Origin of the sequence: Phytopseudomonas argentinensis (assembly GCF_900113905.1) — a bacterium.
Classification (GTDB): Bacteria; Pseudomonadota; Gammaproteobacteria; order Pseudomonadales; family Pseudomonadaceae; genus Aquipseudomonas; species Aquipseudomonas argentinensis.
This window is the reverse complement of the sequence record NZ_FORC01000002.1, coordinates 387,762-403,359: the sequence shown is the minus strand read 5'-3', so window position 1 is coordinate 403,359 and position 15,598 is coordinate 387,762. Positions and strand designations below refer to the sequence as shown.

Annotated in this window: 13 protein-coding genes; 4 read left to right on the top strand and 9 right to left on the bottom strand. The window is 65.1% G+C overall.

All coding sequences use genetic code 11. From position 1 onward, the window contains the following. Positions 1–180 precede the first annotated feature (180 nt). Positions 181–2,478, bottom strand: a complete 2,298-nt coding sequence (metE, locus tag BM154_RS10355) for a 5-methyltetrahydropteroyltriglutamate--homocysteine S-methyltransferase (RefSeq protein WP_074882926.1) — start codon at positions 2,476–2,478, stop codon at positions 181–183. A gap of 193 nt (positions 2,479–2,671) precedes the next feature. Between metE and BM154_RS10350 the strand changes: the two genes are divergently transcribed. From BM154_RS10350 to BM154_RS10335, 4 genes are all read left to right on the top strand, one after another. Beyond that, complete coding sequence (locus BM154_RS10350; RefSeq protein ID WP_074882924.1) at positions 2,672–3,487, top strand: AraC family transcriptional regulator; 816 nt, start codon at positions 2,672–2,674, stop codon at positions 3,485–3,487. Between the two features lie 43 nt (positions 3,488–3,530). Then, positions 3,531–4,937: an NAD(P)/FAD-dependent oxidoreductase gene (locus BM154_RS10345; protein WP_074882923.1), complete on the top strand. Its 1,407-nt coding sequence runs from the start codon at positions 3,531–3,533 to the stop codon at positions 4,935–4,937. A gap of 34 nt (positions 4,938–4,971) precedes the next feature. Continuing rightward, the gene (locus tag BM154_RS10340; RefSeq protein WP_074882921.1) at positions 4,972–5,313 is read left to right on the top strand and encodes a cupin domain-containing protein; all 342 of its coding nucleotides are present in this window, start codon (positions 4,972–4,974) and stop codon (positions 5,311–5,313) included. 183 nt (positions 5,314–5,496) lie between these two features. Continuing rightward, complete coding sequence (locus BM154_RS10335) at positions 5,497–6,573, top strand: polyamine ABC transporter substrate-binding protein (RefSeq protein WP_139225432.1); 1,077 nt, start codon at positions 5,497–5,499, stop codon at positions 6,571–6,573. A 45-nt stretch (positions 6,574–6,618) separates the two neighbouring features. On the opposite strand, the gene BM154_RS10330 is transcribed toward BM154_RS10335, so the two are convergent. The 8 genes from BM154_RS10330 to BM154_RS10295 form a co-directional block, all read right to left on the bottom strand. Further along, positions 6,619–7,002, bottom strand: a complete 384-nt coding sequence (locus BM154_RS10330; RefSeq protein WP_074882919.1) for a cupin domain-containing protein — start codon at positions 7,000–7,002, stop codon at positions 6,619–6,621. A 49-nt stretch (positions 7,003–7,051) separates the two neighbouring features. Continuing rightward, on the bottom strand, positions 7,052–7,876 hold the full coding sequence (locus BM154_RS10325; protein ID WP_074882917.1) for an AraC family transcriptional regulator: 825 nt from the start codon (positions 7,874–7,876) through the stop codon (positions 7,052–7,054). 78 nt (positions 7,877–7,954) lie between these two features. After that, positions 7,955–9,163, bottom strand: a complete 1,209-nt coding sequence (gene pcaF / locus BM154_RS10320) for a 3-oxoadipyl-CoA thiolase (RefSeq protein ID WP_074885261.1) — start codon at positions 9,161–9,163, stop codon at positions 7,955–7,957. A 344-nt stretch (positions 9,164–9,507) separates the two neighbouring features. Beyond that, complete coding sequence (locus BM154_RS10315) at positions 9,508–11,586, bottom strand: 3-hydroxyacyl-CoA dehydrogenase NAD-binding domain-containing protein (protein WP_074882915.1); 2,079 nt, start codon at positions 11,584–11,586, stop codon at positions 9,508–9,510. A 16-nt stretch (positions 11,587–11,602) separates the two neighbouring features. Further along, positions 11,603–12,853 (bottom strand): OprD family porin, encoded by a 1,251-nt coding sequence (locus tag BM154_RS10310; RefSeq protein ID WP_083414533.1) that lies wholly within the window; start codon positions 12,851–12,853, stop codon positions 11,603–11,605. A gap of 76 nt (positions 12,854–12,929) precedes the next feature. After that, on the bottom strand, positions 12,930–13,928 hold the full coding sequence (locus BM154_RS10305; RefSeq protein ID WP_074882914.1) for an ABC transporter substrate-binding protein: 999 nt from the start codon (positions 13,926–13,928) through the stop codon (positions 12,930–12,932). A gap of 41 nt (positions 13,929–13,969) precedes the next feature. Then, positions 13,970–14,737 carry an ABC transporter permease gene (locus BM154_RS10300; protein WP_074882912.1) on the bottom strand — a complete coding sequence of 256 codons (768 nt, stop codon included), beginning with the start codon at positions 14,735–14,737 and terminating at the stop codon, positions 13,970–13,972. A 24-nt stretch (positions 14,738–14,761) separates the two neighbouring features. After that, positions 14,762–15,589 carry an ABC transporter ATP-binding protein gene (locus BM154_RS10295; protein ID WP_074882910.1) on the bottom strand — a complete coding sequence of 276 codons (828 nt, stop codon included), beginning with the start codon at positions 15,587–15,589 and terminating at the stop codon, positions 14,762–14,764. Between the last annotated feature and the right edge of the window lie 9 nt (positions 15,590–15,598).

The window sequence follows — 15,598 nt, the reverse complement described above, 5'->3', positions numbered from 1 at the left end:
GCCAACCCATCGGCAAATAGATGGGTTGGCACCCATCCTACATGCTGTAAGTCATCGGCAGACGGTGCCAGCACCTGCGGGAGCGCGCCATGCGCGCGAGTTCACCGGCATGGATTAGGCACCCCCGCCAGTTCTTACATGAGAGCAGGCCGCAGGTTTAACAGGTGGCGACCTTAAGACTCAGGCCAGCTCTCTGCGCAGCTGTCGCGCCGCCGCGACCATATTGACCAGCGCTGCCTCGGTCTCCGGCCAGCCACGGGTCTTCAGGCCGCAGTCCGGGTTGACCCACAGCCGCTCGGCCGGGATGCGCTGCACCGCCTTGCGCATCAGCTTGACCATCTCGGCGGTGTCCGGCACCCGCGGCGAGTGGATATCGTAGACGCCCGGGCCGATTTCGTTGGGGTACTCGAAGGCCTCGAAAGCCTGCAGCAGCTCCATGTCCGAACGCGAGGTTTCGATGGTGATCACGTCGGCATCCATGGCGGCGATGGACTCGATCACGTCGTTGAACTCGCTGTAGCACATGTGGGTGTGGATCTGGGTTTCGTCGCGCACCCCGCTGGCACACAGGCGGAACGACTCGGTCGCCCAGTCCAGGTAGCGCTGCCACTCGGCCTGGCGCAGCGGCAGGCCCTCGCGGAACGCCGCCTCGTCGATCTGGATGATCTTGATGCCGGCCGCTTCCAGATCCACCACTTCATCGCGCAGTGCCAGGGCCAGTTGCCGGGCCTGCACTTCGCGGCTGACGTCCTCGCGGGGGAACGACCACATCAGCATGGTCACCGGGCCGGTGAGCATGCCCTTCATCACCTTGGCGGTGAGGCTCTGGGCATAACGGATCCACTCCACGGTCATGGCCTTGGGGCGGCTCAGGTCGCCATAGATGATCGCCGGTTTGACGCAGCGCGACCCGTAGCTCTGCACCCAGCCGAAACGGGTGAACAGGTAGCCATCGAGCTGCTCGGCGAAGTACTCGACCATGTCGTTGCGCTCGGCCTCGCCGTGTACCAGCACGTCCAGGCCCAGGCGCTCCTGAATCTCCACCGCATGGCGAATCTCACTGTGCATCGCATCGGTGTAATCACCCAGCGACAGCTTGCCCTGCTTGAACGCCTGGCGGGCCAGACGAATCGCCGAGGTCTGCGGAAAGGAGCCGATGGTGGTGGTGGGGAATGGTGGCAGGGCCAGGCCAATACGCTGTTTGGCGATACGCTGGGCAAACGGTGAACGGCGCTGGCTGTCACTGGCCTTCACCGCTGCAAGGCGAGCCTGCACCCGTGGCTTGTGGATGCGTGGCGACGCCGCACGGCTGGCCTGCACGGCGCAGCTCTCAGCCAGTGCCGTGCGTACCTCGGGGGCATCGGGCTGGTTGACGGCCCGCGCCAGCAGCGCCACTTCGGCGCACTTCTGGGTAGCAAAGGCCAGCCAGCCTTTAAGCTCGGCATCCAGCCCGTCCTCACGCTCCAGGTCGACCGGGCTGTGGAGCAGCGAGCAGGACGGCGCCACCCACAGGCGTTCGCCAAGGCGGCTGTGGGCATGACCGATCACCGCCAGGGCCTTTTCCAGGTCGCAGCGCCATACGTTGCGGCCATTGACCACGCCGAGGGACAGCACCTTGTAGGCCGGCAGGCGGTCGAGAATGGTCGGGTACTGCTCTGGCGCACGCACCAGGTCGATATGCAGGCCGTCCACCGGCAGGTTGGCGGCCAGGCCGAGGTTGTCCTCCAGGCCGCCGAAGTAGGTGGCGACCAGCTTCTTCAGCGGCTCGCGCTGCAGGCTGTTGTAGGCACGCTCAAAGGCGTTCTTCCAGTCCTGGGGCAAATCGAGCACCAGAATCGGCTCGTCGATCTGCACCCATTCCACACCCTGCTCGGCCAGGCGCTGGAAGATCTGCCCGTATAACGGCAGCAGGCGTTCGAGCAGTTCCAGCTTGTCGAAGCCCTGGGTATCGCCCTTGAGCTTGCCCAGCCACAGGTAGGTGAGCGGGCCGATGATCACCGGCTTGACGCTATGGCCGAGGGCCTGGGCTTCTGCCACTTCCTCGAACAGCTGCTCCCAGCTCAGTGCGAACTGCTGGTCGGCGCTGAACTCGGGCACAAGATAGTGGTAATTGGTATCGAACCACTTGGTCATCTCCTGGGCATGGGCGCCGCCGCAACAGGTATCGCCACTGACGCCACGGGCCATGGCGAACAAGGTCTCCAGGGTTGGCTTGCCGCTGGCCGGGCGAAAGCGCTCGGGAATCACGCCGAAGGTCAGCGAATGGGCGAGCACCCCGTCATACCAGGCGAAATCGCCCACCGGCAGCAGGTCGAGGCCGGCATCCTTCTGCACCTGCCAGTGCCGGGCACGCAGCTCACGGCCCACGGCGCGCAAGCCGGCTTCGTCCAGTTCGCCCTTCCAGAAGGCCTCCTGGGCTTTCTTCAGTTCGCGGTCACGTCCGATTCGGGGAAATCCGAGGCTGTGTGCCAGGGCCATGGCGTTATCTCCACTGCATAAAATGATGGCATGCATTGTCGAGGCTCTAGCCGAGTGAAACAAACTCAACCTTTTAACGTTAAAAACAAGTTTCCTTCATGTTAAACAAGTCCGCCTCATGAGCGCCGCTCCTCGGCTTGAGGTGGCTGGCGCAGTCGGGCAAGCTGACGACAGCCTTCTGGACCCAACCCGCATGCCTGAGCTTCCCGACGACCCCGCGCAGACCGAACGCACCCGCGAAACCGTGCTGCGCTATCACTACAGCTGGAAGTACCGTGACCTCGACGCGGTGATGACGCTCTATCACCCCGAGGTCGAGTACCACGACTTCTTCCTCAACCGCGCCATGGGCCTGGCGGAGCTGCGCGACTACGTGCTCAGCACCATGCCGCGCCACCCGGACGAGGCGCTGGAACACACCGACCGCATCCGCATCGACGGCCATACCGCGTTCATCCAGTACCGCACCACGCTGCATGGCGGCGAGGGGCTGGTGTCGTTTCGTACCGCCGAGGCCATCACCGTGCGCGACGGGCTGATCTGGCGGGTCAACGAATACGCTTCGCTGGTACACGAAGGCCCCGATGCGCGGGCGCCGATGCAAAACAGCGCGGCGATCAGCAAGCTGGGCCTGTCGACCCGCCAGTTGGGCTTCATGGCCCAGGACCTGCAGGATTACTTCCAGCGTCGTCAGCCCTTTCTCGACCCCGCCCTGAGTCTTCAGCAGGTGGCCAGCGCAACCGGCTACAGCCGTAACCAGATTTCCTACCTGCTCAACCAGGTGCTCGGCCAGAGCTTCTACCGCTACGTCAATCAGGCGCGCCTGCAGCATCTGCTCGAGCGCCTGCAGGCCGGCAGCGACCTGCGGCGCATGGACGAACTGGCCTTCGAAGCCGGCTTCAACTCCCTGACCGCCTTCTACAGCACCTTCCGCCGCAGCACCGGAATGACGCCCAAGGCCTACCTGAAAGACCTTTACGCGCGGGCACGCACGCAAGACAACAGCTGAGTCGGCCTCTAGTCTTGTCCCATATATCTTGTGGAAGCGGTGCATGAACGACTGGCGCAACATCAGCCTGTGGATGGATCAACTCGATGAGCCGCTGACGCCACGCCCGGCTCTGCCCGGCGACCTGCAAGCCGACGTGGCGATCATCGGCGCGGGCTACACCGGGCTGTGGACGGCCTACTACCTCAAGCGCCAGGCACCCGAGCTGCGCATCGTCATCCTCGAAGCGAAGATCGCCGGCTTCGGCGCCTCCGGGCGCAACGGCGGCTGGCTGATGGGCAACCTGCTCGGCGAGGATCGCCTGCTCGCCGGCCTCACTCCCGAGGCGCGGCGCGAATCCTACGAGCTGCTGCACGGCATTCCCGATGAAGTCGGCCAGGTACTGGCGCGCGAAGACATCGACTGCGACTACCGCAAGGGCGGTGTGCTGTACTGCGCGGCTCGCTATCCGGAGCAGGAACTGCGCCTGCGCGAGTACCTGCGCGGGTACCGTGAGGAAGGCCTGGGCGAGGATGACTACCGCTGGCTACCCGCCGAAGAGCTGGCCCAGCAGTTGCGCATCCCCGGTGCCTACGGGGCGATTCACAGCCCGCACTGCGCGACCATCCAGCCGGCCCGCCTGGTGCGCGGCCTGGCCCGCTGCGTGGAAGCCATGGGCGTGAGCATCTATGAAGGCACCCCGGCCCTGAGCTGGCAGGCCGGCAGCGTGCGTTGCGAGGCCGGTGAGGTGCGCGCCGACTGGGTGGTGCCGGCCGTCGAGGGCTATTCACCCAGGCTGCCGCCGCTGGGTCGCCACCAGATTCCGGTGCAGAGCCTGATCGTCGCCACCGAACCGCTGCCGGCCTCGACCTGGGCGGAAATCGGCCTGGAGCGCGGCCAGGCATTCTGCGAAGCCAGCCGCCAGGTTACCTACGGCCAGCGTAGCCGCGACGACCGGCTGATCTTCGGCGCCCGCGGTGGCTATCGTTTCGGCAGCAAGCTGCGCAGCGACTTCAACCTCAACGACGAAGAGCGCGGCCTGCGCCGCTACCTGTTCAGCGAGCTGTTCCCACAGCTGCGCAACGTGCGCATCACCCACGCCTGGGGCGGCAATCTGGGCATGGCGCGGCGCTTCCACCCGCACATGCTCTGCGACCGCGGCAATGGCATCGCCCTGTCCGGCGGTTACGGCGGCGAAGGCGTGGGCGCCAGCAACCTCGGCGGGCGCACCCTGGCCGACCTGATTCTCGGCCACAGCACCGCGCTCACCCGCCAGCCCTGGGTGCGCCACGATACCCGCGTACAGGACCTGCCGCGCTGGGAGCCCGAGCCCTGTCGCTGGCTGGGTTACAACGCGATCATCCGCAGCTTCGTGCGCGAAGACAAACTGCTCGCCGACCCAGCCAGCCGGCCCTGGCAGCGCTACATGGCGCAGCGCATCGCCAGCCTGATGGAAGGCTTCATGAAGTGAAGGTTCTCTCCCACATTATTTAAGGTTTGAAGTCATGAACATCACCCACTTCCGTGATACCGCCAGCGCCTCCCTCGACGAACACAATCCGGTCGCCGTGCCGCTCAGCGAACCTGCCGCGATCACCTCGGTGACCTGCGTGGAGCGCGACGATGGTGTGGAAACCGGCATCTGGGAATGCACGCCCGGGCGCTGGCGCCGGCAGATCGTGCAGCAGGAGTTCTGCCACTTCATCGCCGGGCGCTGCACCTTCATTCCCGACGTGGGCGAGCCCATCGAAATCAAAGCGGGCGACGCACTGATGTTGCCGGCCAACACCACAGGCGTCTGGGACATACAAGAAACGCTGCGCAAGACCTATGTACTGATTTTCTGAGGATCTATTCAAAGTTTCGCGAGCTAGAGCAATGCAAGGCAAAAACAGGCGAAGAAGCGCAGTTTACGCGCTGTAAATGAGCATTCTGAGTCTGTTTTTAACGCAGCAGTGCCGACGCGCAGCAGACTTTGAACAGGTCCTGTGCTGCCTCCACAACATCGACAACAACGGTTGAGGTTTCCCATGCTGAAAACGCTTATCCCGCTGATGCTCGTCGCCTCGGTCAGCCAGGCGGCGCAGGACGTGCGCATCTACAACTGGACCGACTACATCGCTCCCGACACGCTGAAGAGCTTTCAGCAGGCCAGCGGCGTGACGCCCCACTATGACGTTTACGACAGCAACGAAACCCTCGACGCCAAGCTGATGGCCGGCCGCTCTGGCTATGATGTGGTGTTTCCCTCCAACCACTTCATGGCCCGGCAGATCCAGGGCGGCGCGCTCAAGGAGCTGGACAAGAGCCAGCTGCCCAACTGGAAGAACCTCAACCCGACGCTGCTCAAGGCCCTGGAAGGCAACGATCCGGGCAACAAGCACGGTTTCCCCTACCTGTGGGGCAGCACCGGCATCGGCTACAACGTGGAGAAGGTCAAGGCGGTGCTGGGGAGCGACGTGCCCCTGGACTCCTGGGACCTGATCTTCAAGCCCGAACTGATGGCCAAGCTGAGCAAATGCGGCGTGGCGATTCTCGACAACGGCCCGGAGATGCTGCCCATCGCCCTGCACTACCTGGGCCTGCCGCACCACAGCCAGAAGCCCGAGGACTACAAGAAGGCCGAAGCGCTGTTGATGGAGATGCGAGAGAACGTCGCCTACTTCCATTCCTCCAAATACGTCGGTGAGCTGGCCAATGGCGACGTGTGCATGGCGGTCGGTTTCTCCGGCGACATCATGCAGGCCAGCGCCCGCGCCAAGGAGGCTGGCAACGGCGTCGACATCGCCTACGTGATTCCCAAGGAAGGCGCGCCGATGTGGTTCGACATGGTCGCCATGCCCAAGGACGCGCCCAATGAAAAAGCCGCCTACGCCTTCATGAATTACCTGCTCGAGCCAGAGGTGATCGCCGGCATCAGCGACCATGTGCACTACGCCAACGGCAACAGCCAGGCAGACGCGCTGGTCGACCCGGCGCTCATGGCCGACCCCACCGTCTACCCGCCCGCTGAGGTGATGGAAAAGCTCTACGCCCTGGAAGCCATGCCGTTGAACATCGACCGCATCCGCACACGGATCTGGACCAAGGTGAAAAGCGGCACCTGAAACGGTTGCCAAGGGTTGGCGCTCGCAGGAGCGCCAACCCGACCGTCAGATCCACAGATCGTTGAGCGCCGTACGCTCCCCGCCCTCGGCCCCGGTGTTCAGCACACCGCGCGGCTCGATCAGCAGCAACTTCACCTCGGCTTCGGCATAGGGTTTGTGCTCCACCCCCCTGGGCACCACGTACAGCTCGCCACTGCCCAGGGTTACCGAGCCATCGCGAAAATCCAGGCGCAACTGGCCGTCGAGCACCATAAAGGCTTCGTCGGTTTCGGCATGGGCATGCCAGATGAAATCGCCCTGCAGGCGCACTACCTTGAACTGGTAGTCGTTCATTTCCGCGACCACCCGCGGTGACCATTGCTCGGCGATCAGGTCGAGCTTGCCGAGCAGGTGGATGGCTTGTTTGGTGGATGGACTTGGCTGGTTCACGGGAGGCTCCTCGGTTGGTTTTCACCACTCTAACGAGGCACCCCGGGCGCTATCTTGTACGATCCTGCAACTTCACCATGCTCAGCCAGCGCGCCGGAGACAGGCCGAAGCTGGCCACGAAATGCCGGGTCATATGGCTCTGGTCGAAGAACCCGGCGATCAGCGCCGCATCGGCCAGGCCGATACCCGACAGGGCCAGCTCACGGCAACGCGCCAGCCGGCGCATGGTCACGTAGCGATAGGGGCTGGTGCCGAACAGGGCACGAAAATCCCGCGACAGGCTCCAGCGATCACGACCACTGACATGCTCCAGCTCGTCCAGGGTGATGCTCGCGCCGTTGCGACTGTGGATGTACTCCCGCGCCCGCTGCGTGGCGGGATAATCGAAGGCGCGACGGCCACGGGGCTTGCCGGCAACCGCCTGCAGGGCGTGGGCCAGGTCGAAGATCGCATCGTCTTCCTGCAAGGATTCCAGCGGGTCGTCCATGGCCTGCAGAAAGCTTTCCGTCGCCCGGCGCAAGCGCACGTCGTCGCTCAAACCTCCCGGGATGAACGGCAGCGGCTGGCCGCCGAGTACCTGCTGGATCAGCACCGGGTCGATATACAGCATGCGGTAATGAAAGCCGGCGTCGGTGCCGGCCATGCCGTCGTGCAGCTCATCCGGGTGCAGCACCAGGGTTCCGCCGGGCAGGCTGTGGCGCATGGCGCGCCGATAACGAAAGCTCTGTACGCCGGCCAAGGTGCGGCCGATGGCGTAGGAGTCATGGCGATGAGGGTCGTAGCCGTGGCCGCTGAAATACGCCTCGATGCGCTCGACTCGCCCCGGCGCATGGCTGCGCAGCACCCAGTCATTGCGGCCTGTCGATTTGCCCATGTCGTGGTTCTCCATACCGCCACCCAGCAGGCGACACGGTAACCCCTCGGACGCTAAAAAGCTCGTCTGCTCAGCAACTCAAGATACTCGCTCGATAGCCAGTGCCAACCCCTGCCCCACCCCCACGCACATGGTCGCCAGGCCCAACTTGCCGCCGGTCTTTTCCAGGTGGTGCACGGCAGTCAGTACCAGGCGGTTGCCGCTCATGCCCAGCGGGTGGCCAAGGGCGATGGCGCCGCCGTTCGGGTTGACCTTGGGGCTGTCGTCCGGCAAGCCGAGGTCGCGGGTGACGGCCAGGCCCTGGGCGGCGAAGGCTTCGTTCAGTTCGATCACGTCGAACTGCTCGATGCTCAGGTTCAGGCGCGCCAGCAGCTTGCGTACCGCCGGCAGCGGGCCGACGCCCATGATGCGTGGCGCCACGCCACCGCTGGCCATGCCCAGCACCCTGGCGCGTGGTTTGAGGCCGTATTGCTTCACGACTGCGGCGGAGGCCAGGATCATCGCCGAGGCGCCATCGTTGAGGCCCGAGGCGTTGCCGGCGGTCACGGTCTTGTCCGGGCCATTGACCGGCTTGAGCCTGGCCAGGCCTTCGGCGGTGGTGTCGGCGCGCGGGTGCTCGTCGGTGTCGACAACGATCTCGCCCTTCTTGGTCTTGATCACCACCGGGACGATTTCCTCGGCGTAGTAACCGCTCTGCTGGGCCGCAGCAGCGCGCTGCTGGCTGCGCAGGCCAAAGGCGTCCTGGTCGGCACGGCTGACCCCGTAGTCCTCGGCGACGTTGTCACCAGTGACCGGCATCGGGTCGACGCCGTACTGCTCCTTCATCGCCGGGTTGACGAAGCGCCAACCCAAAGTGGTGTCCTCCAGCTTCTGGCCACGGCCGAAGGCGCTGTCGGCCTTGCCCATCACATAGGGCGCGCGGGTCATCGACTCGACGCCGGCGGCAATGGCCAGCTCCATTTCGCCCGCGGCGATGGCGCGGAAGGCGGCGCCGACCGCCTCCATACCCGAAGCACAGAGACGATTGAGGGTCACCCCCGGCACCGTTTCCGGCAGGCCGGCGAGCAGCAGCGCCATGCGCGCCACGTTGCGGTTGTCCTCGCCGGACTGGTTGGCGCAGCCCATGAACACTTCGTCGACCGCTGACCAGTCGACCTGCGGATTCCGCTCGACCAGCGCCTTGAGCGGAATCGCCGCCAGGTCGTCGGCGCGCACTGCGCAGAGCGCGCCGTTGAGGCGGCCAATCGGCGTGCGCACCGCATCGCAGATAAATACATCTCGGTTCATCAGCATTGCTCCATGCCTTGAAAAAACCGGCCAGCACCCAGGCCGACCGGCCGAAGAAAACAGCTAGGGTCTGTTGCCGTTTCACGCACGGCCGCGCCGGAGCCCGTTTTGCCGCGAGGCAAGGCATGAGCCGCGAAGTTTAGTGGGCTAAATGAGCCGGCGAGAAACGTAGCATCGCGGCAAAACGGGCCCGGCCCTTCGGGTTGCGCGGGAAATCTCGCCATGCGTCGTTGGAGGACTTGGCAAGGGAACACCATTCCCTGCGTCCTCCGCCTAGCGGATCGCCGCCCGGCCTGGCGAGATTTCTCGCGGCAACGCGGCTCGCGTTGAAACGGCAACAGACCCTAGCCGCGGGTGAAGCTGCCACCCTGTTCAGCCAGGCGCCGTAGCAGCGGCGCCACTTCGATGCCGCGCTCAGGAAATGCCGCGCGCCAGCCATCGAGTGCGCTGGCCACAGTGGCGAGGCCGACCTCGTCGGCGTGGTACAGCAACCCGCCCTTGTAGCGCGGGAAGCCATAGCCATGCAGCCACACCAGGTCGATATCGTTGGCGCTGTCGACGATGCCCTGCTCGAGCAGATGCGCCGCCTCGTTGATCATCACGAACAGGCAGCGCTGGAGGATTTCATCGTCGCCAATCGAACGCGGCGTGATGCCCCGGCGGCGCCGGTGCTCGGCCAGCAGGTCGCTGACGAATTCGTCTTCTGCACCGCGACGCTGGCCTTGTTCATAACGGTAATAGCCGGCGCCGGACTTCTGCCCCAGCCGCCCGGCGGCATGCAATTGCTCGATCAGGTCGCAGCGGCGCTCGGCCTCGGACAGTTCGCGGGCCTGACGATTGCGCCAGGCGATGTCCACACCGGACAGGTCGCGCAGCTCGAAGGGACCCATGGGGAAGCCGAAGCCGCGAATTACCCGGTCCACGTCCTGGGGGCTGGCGCCCTCCTCGAGCAGAAAACCGGCCTCGCGCTCACGCACCGCCAGCAGGCGATTGCCGACGAAGCCGTAGCAGTTGCCGACCGCGATGGCCGTCTTGCCCAGCCTCGCACCGAGCTGCAGCACGCTGGCCAGCACCTCGGGCGCCACCTGTGGGGTGCGCACCACCTCCAGCAGCTTCATCACCTGGGCCGGGCTGAAGAAGTGCATGCCGATCACCTCGCCAGGGCGCGTGGTGGCGCTGGCGATCGCCGTCACGTCCAGGTACGAGGTATTGGTGGCGAGAATGGCGCCCGGCTTGGCGAACTGGTCGAGCTGGCGGAAAACGTCCTGCTTGATCGCCAGGTCCTCGAATACCGCCTCGATGATCAGGTCGGCGTCGGCAACCCGTTCCAGGCTCGTTGCAAAGCCAATCAACGCGGTGCGGCGCGCCGCCTCATCGGCGTCGAGCTTGCCCTTCTCCACCGAACCCTGAAAGTAGCCCTCGACCACCGAACGGCCACGCTGCAGGGCCTGCTCCTGGGTATCGATAAGCAAGGTCGGGAGGCCGGCATTCGCCAGGCACAGGGCGATACCGCTGCCCATCATGCCGGCGCCGATTACCGCGACCTGTTCGATGGGCCGGGTGGGCGCACGCTTGCCCAGCGCCCGGGCGCGTGAAGCCAGGTCGCGCTCGGCGAAGAACACATGGCGCAGGGCATGGGCCTGGCGACTCTGCCGACGGGCGATAAACACCTCGCGCTCATGGGCCATGCCGGCGTCGAACGGCAAGCGCGCGGCCTGCTCCAGCGCCTCAAGTGCCAGGGGCGGTGCTTCCTGGCCGGGCAGTTTGCGCAGCAGTTGCGTGGCGCGCTCCCTGAACACGGTCGAGTCATACCCAGGCACCTGCTGTTCGCTCAGCCGGCGTGGCGGCTGCCCGGCAACCTCGCGCGCCAGGGCTATCGCGCCGGCACGCAGCTCGTCCGCCACCAGCCTGTCGATAAGCCCGAGCTGCAAGGCGCGCTCGCCGCCTACCCGTTCACCGCCCACCACCATCTCCAGCGCCACCGGCATGCCGCACAATCGCGGCAAACGCTGGGTACCACCGGCGCCTGGTATCAGCCCCAGGCTGACTTCCGGCAGGGCGAACTGGGCGCCGCGCTCGGCGATGCGATAGTGACAGGCCAGCGCCAGCTCCAGGCCGCCGCCGAACGCCGAGCCCTGCACGGCAGCGACCACCGGCTTGGCGGCGTTTTCGATCAGCGCCAGCACGTCCGGCAGCTGGGGCGGCTGCAGCGGCAGGTCGAACTCCTTGATGTCGGCGCCGGCCACGAAGGTCTTGCCCTCGCAGGCGATCACCAGGGCCGTCACGGCATCATCGGCCAGGGCCGCGTGCAGGCACTCGAGCAGTTGCTCGCGCACCTGGCGCGACAGCGCATTGACCGGCGGGTTGTCGATGAGCAACAGCGCAATCTCGCCCTCGTGCCGTAAAATCACGATCGAATTCATGAATGCCTCCGGCGGGTTACAGAAGGGAAAGCGGATAGCTGACGATCACTCGCACATCGTCGGCATCGCGGGAGAAGTCCGAGCGGTAGGTGGCGCTGCGCAGCCGCGTGGACAGGCCACGCAGCGCACCGCTCTGCACCACGTATTGCAGCTCCATGTCGAACTCGCGCTCGCCGCCGCCATCGGCACCCGGCACATCGGCGCCACTGCCCTTGGTGTAGCGGGTCATGAAGGTCAGGCCGGGGATGCCGAGCTTGGCCAGGTCGTAGTCGTAGCGAGCCTGCCAGGAGCGCTCGTCCTTTTCGGCGAAGTCACCGACCTGCACGAAGTTGACCAGAAAAGGGTCGGTGCCATTGACGTAGGCGAACGCCGAGTCGCCGGACATACGCTGATAGCCCAGGCCGAAGGAGTGACCCGCAGCCTTGTAGGTGCCCATTGCGCTAAACGCCTGGTTGTCGATGGCGCCGCCGCGGGCCTGGCCCTCGTCGTCGGTGACGAACAGCCGCACATCGCTGAGCAAGGCGCCCCAGTCACCCTGGCGGCGGTCGGTGAAGCCATAGAACTGCTGGCGGTAGATGTCCTCGAACACCGCGTACTGCGCGGTGAGGTCGGTGGCTTGCCCCAGGCGGTAGGTGGCCCCCAGCACATCGAAGTCGCCACCATCGAGCGGCCCGCTGAAACGCCGGTTCTTGTTGTTGAGGCTCAGGCCCTCGGAGCCGGACTGGTCGCGATACACGGTGTCGCGGATATGCGCGCCGACCAGTTCGAGGGGCTTGAACTCGCCGATCTGCAACTGCGCGCCCTCGAAGATCTGCGGCAGCAGGCGGCCGTTGTTGGCCGCCAGGGTCGGCCACTTGGGCAGCAGCGTGCCGACGCGCAGCTCGCTGTCGGATACCTTGAGCTTGAGCGTGGCACCAGCTTTCGCATAATCGTCGTCGACGCCGCCGTCATCCTGCACGGGCAGCAGACCGGTGCCGCTGCGCCCGCGCCCGGAATCCAGCTTGACGCCGAGCATGCCGATGGCATCCACCCCTACCCCCACGGTTCCGGCGGTGTAGCCCGACTCGTAGCGCAGGATGAAACCCTGCGCCCACTCCTCGCGCTGGGACTGGCCGCTGCCCTCGCGAAAGTCGCGGTTCATGTAGAAATTGCGCAGCTCCATCGAGGCTTTGCTGTCCTCGAAAAAGCCCTCGGCGCCGGCAACAGGCAGGTAACCGGCAAGGCTGATCCCTGCCGCTAGAAACGGCATGTGTCTGGTCATGTTCATGGTCTGGTACCGAAGAAAAGAACCGGGCACCTGCTGCGTGGCGCAGGCGCCGGTCAAACCTTGAGGAATACGCCGGTCAGCGGATCTGAGTGAGGTAGTCGGAAGCCTTGCCGGGGATGGTCACGCCCTGGATCTGGCTGAGGAACTTGATCGCCCGCTCCACATCGCTCTCTTCGAGGTACGGGGTTTTCGGGAAGGACTCGCGGTTGTTTTCCCAGGCGGCGGCGTAGACCTGGTCGTTGACCCCGTCGAAGCGCTTGCGCACCTGCTTCATCGCCTCTTGCGGCTGCTCGTTGATCAGCGTGGTGGCGTCGCTAAGCGCGGCCATGAAGGCCTTGACCGTGTCCTGATTGTCCTCGGCCCACTGGCGACGGGCACTGAGTGCGATGGACGGATAACCGTCGAGTGCCTTGACCTCGCCCTTGGACATGTCCAGCAGCATGTAGCCCTTCTGCTCGATCACCGCGCTTTCCGAGGTCGGCGACGACAGGGCGAAGCCATCGATGTTGCCCTGGGCGAAGGCCGCCAGCATCGCTCCGCCGTTATTGAGGTAGAGCAGCGTGAAGTCCTTCTCCGATTGCAACCCGCCCTCCTGGCCCAGGAAGCGCACCAGGAAGTCGGCGCTGCCACCGGAACCACTGACCGCCAGGCGCAGGCCCTTGAACGCGGCCAGGCGTTGCTCGATCGGTGTTTGCTCGGTGATACCGAGCTTGTCCGCGACTTCCTGACGAATCACCACGTTACTGGCGTACTGGCCGACCATGCGCCCCAGCAGGGTGATGTCCGCGCCCTTGACCTTGGCGTTGATGGCGTTCTGGATGGCGCAGGAGCAGAACTCCACCGAGCGGCTGGCCAGCCCGGAAGCCGCCGCACCGCCGCCCTTGAACTTGACCAGTTCGACATCCAGGCCGTGCTTCTCGAAGAAGCCGCCGTCCAGCGCCACGAACAGCGGCATGTGCACGAAGCCCTCGGTGCCCAGGGCCACCTTGATCTCCTTCGCCGCCATGGCCGGCATCGACGACAATCCCAGCAGGGCGCTGAGGCCCAGTGCGCTTACCAAAGCTTTGATCGACATGGTTTAAACCTCGCGTTTCTTGTTGTTTTGGTTGGGGAATTTCAGACCGACAGCTCGCGTTCTTGCTGATCGCGCTTCCAGGGCATCAGTACCTGTTCGAGCTTGCGCACCGCGGCCTGCAGCAGCAGTGCCAGGGCGATGATGGCGATCAGCGCGGCGAATACGCCGGCGGTGTCCAGCTGCCCGGCAGCGTCCTGCAGCAGGTAGCCCAGGCCACGGTTGGCCGCCATGATCTCGCCGACGATGGCGCCGATCAGCGCATAGGGCACCGACAGCTTGAGGCCGGTGAACACCCACTGGATGGCCGAGGGCAGCACCACCTTGGTGATCAGGTGATGCTCCCTGGCGCCCATCAGGCGCAGGATTTCCAGCTGCTCGCGTTCCACGGCACGCACGCCGCTGTAGGTGTTGAGGAACACCAGGAAGAACACGATGGTGGCGGTGAGGATGATCTTCATCTCGATGCCGATGCCGAACCACATGATGAACAGCGGCGCGAGGGCGATCTTCGGCAGGCTGTAGATGGCGATCAGGATCGGGTCGAGCAGCTTGGCCAGCAGCTCGTTACGCCCCAGCACCAGGCCCACGGTGATGCCGGCGCAGGCACCGAAGAAGAAGCCCACCAGGGTTTCCAGCACGGTGATCCAGCCATGGGAGAACAGCCGGCCGCTGCTGACCAGATCGGCGAAGCGCTTGCCGATCTCGGCCGGCGAGCTGACGAAGAACGGGTCGATCAACGGCCCCGAAGCGAGCTGCCAGCCGATCAGAAGCGTGGCCAGAATGGCGATACGTCCCAGAAAAATAGTCATGTGAAATCCTCCGAAAAATGGGCGTCAGGCGTCGTGATCTGGGGTGATGAATTCCCACAGATCGCCGCACAGTTCGTGGTAGCGCGGGTCCTTGCGCAGTTGGAGGATGTTGCGGTCGTCGCCCAGAGGAATCGGCACGTCACGCACGATGGTGCCGGGACGGCCGGAGAAGATCAGGCAGCGGTCACCGAGCGCCACGGCCTCGTCCAGGTCGTGGGTGACGAACAGCACGGTCTTCTTCAACTGGCGGCTGAGCTTGAACAGCTCGGTCTGCATGCGCAGGCGCAGCTGCGCATCGAGGGCCGCGAACGGCTCGTCCATCAGCAGGGTTTCCGGGTCGTAGGCGAGCAGCCGGGCCAGCGCGGCGCGCTTGCGCATGCCGCCAGAGAGCTGGCTCGGATAGGCCTTCTCGTTGCCGGTCAGGCCGACCAGGGCCATCAGCTCGGCGATGCGCGCCTGGCGCTGCGCCTTGGGCACGCCCTGGATTTCCAGCGGCGTGGCGATGTTGCTGGCCACGTCACGCCAGGGCAGCAGGTGGTCGCTCTGGGTCATGTAGCCGGTGCGGCCATTGATGCCACTGACCGGCTCACCGCGGTACACCACCTCGCCGGTGGTGGGCGCGAACAGCCCGGCGACCATGTTCAGCAGGGTGGATTTGCCGCAGCCGGACGGGCCGATGATGGTCACCACCTGGCCCTGCTGGATGTCGACGTTGATGCTGTGCGACGCCTGCTTGGTCACGCCCTTGACGGTGAAGGACTTGGAAACGTCGCGAAAGGAGATGACGGTGGGTGCGGCTGCTTTGGCACCGACCGCCTCGAAGGTGACGGCATTCTTGAGCACGGCAGTCATGGCGGTTAC